Here is a 5,985-nt window from a genome sequence, read left to right as displayed (position 1 = left end):
GTGGCCCTTGTGGTCACGGCCCTTGTCGTCGTGGCCCTTGCCCTCGTGACCGTTGTTGTTGTGGCCCTTGTCGTGGCCCTTGTGGTCGCGACCCTTGTCGTCGTGGCCCTTGCCCTCGTGACCCTTGTGGTCACGGCCCTTGCTCTCGTGGCCCTTGCTCTCGTGGCCCTTGTGGTCGCGACCCTTGTCCTCGCGGTCCTTGTGGTCGCGGCCCTTGTCCTCATGGCCCTTGTGGTCACGGCCATGGTCCTGGGCCTGGCTCTGGCTGTGCTCACGCTGCGGGTTGTCCGCCGCCGAGGCGGTGCCCGCGCCGAGCGCTGCGCTGAGGACGAAGGTGGCCAGGACGGTGGCGGTGACGCGGCGTACGCGCATCGGTTCCTCCAGATGGACAAACGAGAGAGCGACCGGTCGAGATGCCGGCCGTGTCGGAGGAGTTCCACGGTCCGGCGCCCCATGGCCGTCCCCGGCCCGGTATTCACCCGTGCGAGCCTGTACGTTGCGCCGCTCGCCGTCTCGTGTCAGGCGGGCGCCGCCCCTCGTGCCCACTCGTCCGCCAGCAGCGCGTACCCGACCCCGTCGACCCAGCCCAGCTCCCGGTGCAGGGACTCGCGCACCGTGTACTGCTCGCGGCGCATGCCCAGCCGTTCCATCAGCCGCCAGGACGCCTCGTTGCCGGCGAACGCGGCGGCGCACACCCGCCGCAGCCCCAACTCCCCGAAGCACACCCTCAGCAGTGCGCGGCAGGCCTCGGTGGCGTACCCCCGGCCGCCGAAGGCGGGGTCGAGCACCCATCCCAGCTCCGCCTGGACGCCGCGGGCCTGGTCGCCGGCCTCCCGTTGCGCCCAGGCGTCCTCCACCCGCAGGTAGAAGTCGCCGACGATCCGGCCGTCGCGCTCCGCCACCAGCGTGGTGGCCAGCCGCTGCGGGGACGTCAGCAGGTCCCGCCAGTCGTCGAGGTCCCGCGGCATGAACGTCAGCCAGTGGGACACCTCCGGCAGCCGCCGGTAGCCCCACATGGCCTCGGCGTCCTCCGGCGTCACCCGGCGCAGGGTGAGCCGCTCGGTGGTGAGCGGCCAGGACAGGGCCTCCAACGGGTCCGGGGCCGTGTCGGTGGACCAGGCTCCGGTCGTCACGCCGCCCGGCCCTCCAGCACGTCCGTCGAGGCGGTCAGCAGGCCGAGGTCCGGGTCCCCGAAGGTCTCGCGGAGCTCCTGGAAGGCGGCGACCTTCTCCTCGCCGAACCGGCGGACATGGGCGGCGTACTCGTCGGGCGTCATCAAGGACGAGGGCCGGGACTTGCTGTGGAACTTGTCCGCGTACATCACCAGCTTCTCCTCCAGCGTCTCCGCGACGTAGTCCCCGGGCGGCAGCGGAAGGCCCTGTCGGACGATGTCCTCGCGGGTCACCCCGACCCCCGTGTGGTGCGAGCAGAACCGCCGCAGGGTCTCGGGCAGCCCGGCCTTCTCGAGCGCCTCGTGGCCGAGGATTCCGTGCCGGATGTAGTTCTTGTGGTCCAGCACGCCGTCGTCGGAGTAGAGGCGGTAGACACCGATGTCGTGGAGGAGGCAACCGGCCCTGACCAGCTCGACGTCCACGTCGAGCCGCGACGACTCGATCAGGTGCTCGGCGATCCGCCACACGATCTCGCAGTGCGTGTGGACCGACCGGAACGCCTCCGGGGTGGGCGCCCACTCCTCGTGCAGCGCGCGGATCTCTTCGGGCGACGGGATGCTCATCCGGCGAGGCTAACAACCAAGCTCGTCGACCGGCCATCCCGTTTCCCGCGGGCCGCCCCCGCCGGCCGGTCGACGGGGCCGGGGCCAGGTGCCCGAGCCGCCGGGTCCTTCCCGGTCCCGGCGGCGGGTCCACCGCGGGCGGCGCGGCACCCGCCGGCTCGAGCTCCACGGCCGCACGCGCCGGCGGTGGCCCGGGGCGGACCCGGAGCACCGCGCGGACGGGCCGGCCCGCGGACTCAGCCGGGCGTGGCGGCGAGGACCCGGTTGAGGGCGCTGTCCGGACGCGTGGACAGCTCCTCCCAGGTGCCCTCCTCCACGACGCGTCCGCCCTCGAGGACGGCGATGCGGTCGGCCCGGCGGATGGTGGCCGCGCGGTGCGCGATGACGATCGTGGTGCGGCTCTCCCTGCGGAGCACGGCGGCGAGCGCGGCGTCGCCCGCGTTGTCCAGGTGCGCGGTGGACTCGTCCAGGACCAGGATCCTGGGCCGGGCCAGCAGCGCGCGGGCCAGGGCGATCCGGGCGCGCTGTCCCCCGGAGAGGGTGGCCCCCCGTTCGCCGACCGGGGTGTCGAGCGGGGCGATCCGGTCGACACCGCACAGGCGCGCCGTCTCCGTGAGCAGGCCGTCGTCCGCGTCCGGCGCCGCGAGCCGCAGGTTCTCGGCGAGTGTGCCGTGGAACAGCGGCGCCTCCTGCCCCACCAGGGCGAGGCTTCCCCGCAGTTCGGCATCGCTCACCTCGCGGATGTCGACGGCGTCGCCGTCGGCGGACGTCAGCCGGACCGCTCCCCGGGACGGGTCCCAGAAGCGGGCCAGCAGGTGGGCGCAGGTCGACTTGCCCGCTCCCGAGGCGCCGACCAGGGCGAGGGTCCGCCCCGGGGGAACGGTCAGGTCGAGGCCGTCCAGCACGGGCCCGGCACCGTAGTCGAAGCCGACGTCGCGCATCTGGACCCCCAGCGGGCCGGGCGGCAGCGGGCGGGGGGCCGTGGGCCCGGGAGCGAGGGCGGGTGCCTTCACCGCCGCGTCGACCCTGGCAGCCGCGGCGCGCAGGGCGACGGCCTGGCTCAGTGCCCTGGCCGACTCGGCGACCGGGCCGAGCAACGCCAGGGCCAGCGTCATCGCCGCCGGGGCCCACGCCCCGTGCAGCCGTCCGCCGGCCACGGAGTGGGCGGCCGCGGCCACCACCCCCAGGACGGCGCCCACGATGAGCAGGTCGCGGACCGCGGCGGCGACGGCTTCCCCGGTGGCCTCGGCGCTCTGGGCGGCCCCCACCTGCCGTCCCCGTCCGGCCAGCCGGCGGCGGTGTTCGCCCAGGGCGCCGAAGGCGAGCAGCTCGCGCAGCCCGTCGACGGCCTCGACGGCGTCGGCGGAGAGCTTCGCGAGGGCGGTCCGGGTCCGGGAGCCGCGCTCCGCGCGCCGGCGCATGTCGGCGAAGGGCGCCACCGCGAGCAGCGCGGCCGCCGGGAGCACGGCTGCCGTCAGCCAGGGCTCCACGGTGGCGAGGAGGGCGGTGCCGCCGGCGAACACCGTTCCGGATGCCAGCAGTTGGGCGGTGGTGTGGGCGTAGAAGAACTCCAGCGCCTCCACGTCCGCCATGGCCGTGGCGGCGAGGTCACCACTGCGGCGGCCCGCGACCCGGGCGGGGGCGCTCCGGGCGAGTCCGTCGAAGACCCGTACCCGCAGGACGGCCAGGACCCGGTAGGCGAGGTCGTGCGAGAGGTCCATCTCCCGCCAGGTCGTCACGGCGCGCACGGCGACCAGGGCGACGAGACAGGCGACCGTCACCGCCGAGGGGCTCCGGCCCTCGATGGCGGCCGCGCCGACGGTGTGCGCGGCGAGCGCCGTCAGGGCGACGAGCGAGGCGTGTTCGAGCAGGGCGGCGAGACAGGTGCGGGCCGCCATGGCGCGGTGCGCGGCGAGGGCGGGGAGCAGGGCGCGCAGCGCGCCGCGCGGCGGCGGGAGCACGGCCTCGGTGGTGCCGCGGGTGTCGGTGGTGCTGGTCATACGGCGATCTCTCCTTGGCGGGCCCGGCCGGCCTCGACGAGCTGTGCGTAGACGCCTGCGGCCTCCACGAGGTCGGTGTGCGCGCCGACCGCGTCCACCCCTCCCCGGTCGAGGACCACGATGCGGTCGGCGTGCCGGACGGCGGCGAGCCGGTGGGCGACCACCAGGACGGTCCGGCCGCCGGCCGCGTTCAGCAGTTCCCGGACGATGTCCGCCTCGCGGCGCTCGTCCACGGAACTCGTGGCCTCGTCGAGGACCAGCACCCGGGCGTCGGCCAGCAGGGCGCGCGCCAGGGCGAGCCGCTGGCGCTGGCCCCCGGAGAGGGTGGCGCCGCGTTCGCCGAGAACGGTGGCGTAGCCGTCGGGGAGGGCGGTGATCTCGTCATGGACGCCCGCGGCGCGGGCGGCGTCCGCGAGCTGGGCGTCGGTGGCGTCCGGCCGGGCCAGGCGCAGGTTGTCGGCGATGGTGGCGTGGAAGAGGTACGTCTCCTGGGAGACCACGGCGATGCCCCGGCGCAGGGAGTCGAGGGTGTACCGGTCCGCGGGCCGCCCGTCCACGAGGACGCGGCCCCGCTGCGGGTCGTGGTGGCGCAGGAGGAGGGAGACCAGGGTGGACTTGCCCGCGCCGGACGGGCCGACGATCGCGGTGGTGCGTCCCGCGGGCGCGGTGAAGGAGACGCCGCGGAGGGCGGGCGACGCAGCGCCGTCGTGGGCGAACGTGACGTCGTCGAAGCGGAGTTCCGGTGGCGCCGTCCAGCGCGCGGCCTCGGTGCCGGTGTCACGGACGGCGGGCTCGGCGGTTCGCAGCCGTGCGAGTCCGTCCGCCGCGGACGCCCCGAGGTGACCGGCGTGCCACTCGCGGGCCAGGTCGCGGACCGGCCTGAAGCACTCGGAGGCCAGCAGCAGCACCAGGTAGGTGCCTGCCGCGGTGGTGGATCCGGTGACGGCCGACCGTGCGGCGAGAAGGGCGGCGGCGACGGTGCCGCCCTGGACGGCGAGGTCGGTGATGCCGGTGTCGACGAGGGAGAGGCGCAGCTTGGCGACGGTCGCCCGGTGCAGGTCCGCCGAGCGCCGCTCCAGACGTTCCCGGGTGCGGCCCACCGCGCCGGCGGCGCGCAGGGCGGGCATCCCCTGCAGTGCCTCCAGGTAGTCGGCGCCCAGTCCTTCGTACGTGTCCCAGTGGTCCTTTCCCCGTGCCGCGAGGAGCCGGTCCCAGGCGCGCGGGCCGGCCAGGGCCAGCAGCAGGGCGGGGACCAGGCCGAGGAGCGCCGCCGGTTCGACGACGGCCAGGACGGCGAGCACCAGGGGCGGCACGGTGAGGGTGACCAGGAGCTGGGGCAGGTAGCGGGAGACGTACGCGTCGACGCCTTCCACCCCGTCGACCAGGGTGGTGCGGACGGCTCCGGCGCGGGCCGTCGTCAGGTGTGCGGGGCCCAGCCTTCCGAGGCGGTCGAGGAGTTCGTCGCGGAGGGCGACCCGCACCCGGGATCCGGCGCGGGTGGCCGTGCGCCGCTGCGCGACGGCCAGTGCGGCGCGGACGGCGACGACGGCGGGCACGGCGGCGAGCAGCCACGGGAGGCGGGCCGTGTCGCCGCGCGCCAGGCCGGCCAGGGCCGCCGCCAGCAGGACCGCCTGGGCCAGGTGGGTCAGGGTGACGGCGCCCTGCAGGAGGGTGGCCGTGAGCAGGGGGCGCCGTGCGTGCCGTGCGGCACGGCGCAGCTCGGGGTGGACGATCACGTGGTGTTCTCCTCGTCGGCGTGGCGGGTGCCGAGGGCCAGACCGTGGACGATCCAGTCCCGGCCGGGGGCGCCGCCGAGCGCGGCGCCGAGGTCCGCCTGCTGCCAGGAGCCGACGGGGCGGGCGGCCAGGTGGTGGCGCTGGGCGGTGAGATGGGCCTGGTGGACAGCGAATCCCGCCCGCAGGTGGGTGCGGCGGATGTGCGGGGCGCCCGCACCGGTGGGGCAGCCGTACGCGAGGAGGACGGCGCCCGCCTCCGCGATCCACGCCTGCCCGGCGGCCCAGGCGGCCAGTGCCGGGCGGGCCTCCCCGGTGGCGAGGCGCCGTAGCGCGGTGCCGTCGGCGGTGAGTTCGAGCAGGCCCGGCCGCGGTGTGCCGACGGCGGCGCACCAGCGCAGGTCGCCGCCCTCCCGGACGGCGGTGGCGAGGACCGCCCGCAGCGTGTCCTCCGGCGGGACGCCCCGCAGCGGCGGCGGCGCGCTGCGGCGCGCCAGGAGCTCGGCGGGCGAGGGCG

Annotated in this window: 4 protein-coding genes and 2 pseudogenes; all 6 read right to left on the bottom strand. The window is 76.2% G+C overall.

Annotated elements, in window-relative coordinates:
* Nucleotides 1-372, bottom strand: a pseudogene (locus tag A2U95_RS22810) (hypothetical protein); the annotation flags it as partial.
* A gap of 146 nt (nt 373-518) precedes the next feature.
* Nucleotides 519-1,133: a GNAT family N-acetyltransferase gene (locus tag A2U95_RS32150; RefSeq protein WP_206283027.1), complete on the bottom strand. Its 615-nt coding sequence runs from the start codon at nt 1,131-1,133 to the stop codon at nt 519-521.
* A complete protein-coding gene (locus A2U95_RS32145) occupies nt 1,130-1,735 on the bottom strand; it encodes an HD domain-containing protein (RefSeq protein WP_206283025.1) in 606 nt (201 codons plus the stop codon). Before A2U95_RS32145 ends, A2U95_RS32150 begins: the two co-directional genes overlap by 4 nt.
* Nucleotides 1,736-1,971: 236 nt before the next feature.
* On the bottom strand, nt 1,972-3,735 hold the full coding sequence (locus A2U95_RS22800) for an ABC transporter ATP-binding protein (protein WP_166026230.1): 1,764 nt from the start codon (nt 3,733-3,735) through the stop codon (nt 1,972-1,974).
* Entirely contained in the window at nt 3,732-5,471 is a 1,740-nt protein-coding gene (locus tag A2U95_RS22795) for an ABC transporter ATP-binding protein/permease (RefSeq protein WP_166026228.1), read from the bottom strand. Before A2U95_RS22795 ends, A2U95_RS22800 begins: the two co-directional genes overlap by 4 nt.
* Nucleotides 5,468-5,985, bottom strand: a pseudogene (locus A2U95_RS22790) (SagB/ThcOx family dehydrogenase); the annotation flags it as partial. The pseudogene A2U95_RS22790 and the gene A2U95_RS22795, both read right to left, overlap by 4 nt.

It is taken from the genome of Streptomyces chilikensis (assembly GCF_001642695.1).
Taxonomy (GTDB): domain Bacteria; phylum Actinomycetota; class Actinomycetes; order Streptomycetales; family Streptomycetaceae; genus Streptomyces; species Streptomyces chilikensis.
The sequence above is the reverse complement of the archived record's forward strand: the minus strand, read 5'-3'. Positions and strand labels throughout refer to the sequence as shown.

Excerpts from the sequence above, each read along its gene's own strand:
- A2U95_RS22800 (WP_166026230.1), bottom strand. The coding sequence starts at position 3,735 with ATGACCAGCACCACCGACACCCGCGGCACCACCGAGGCCGTGCTCCCG.
- A2U95_RS32145 (WP_206283025.1), bottom strand. The coding sequence starts at position 1,735 with ATGAGCATCCCGTCGCCCGAAGAGATCCGCGCGCTGCACGAGGAGTGG.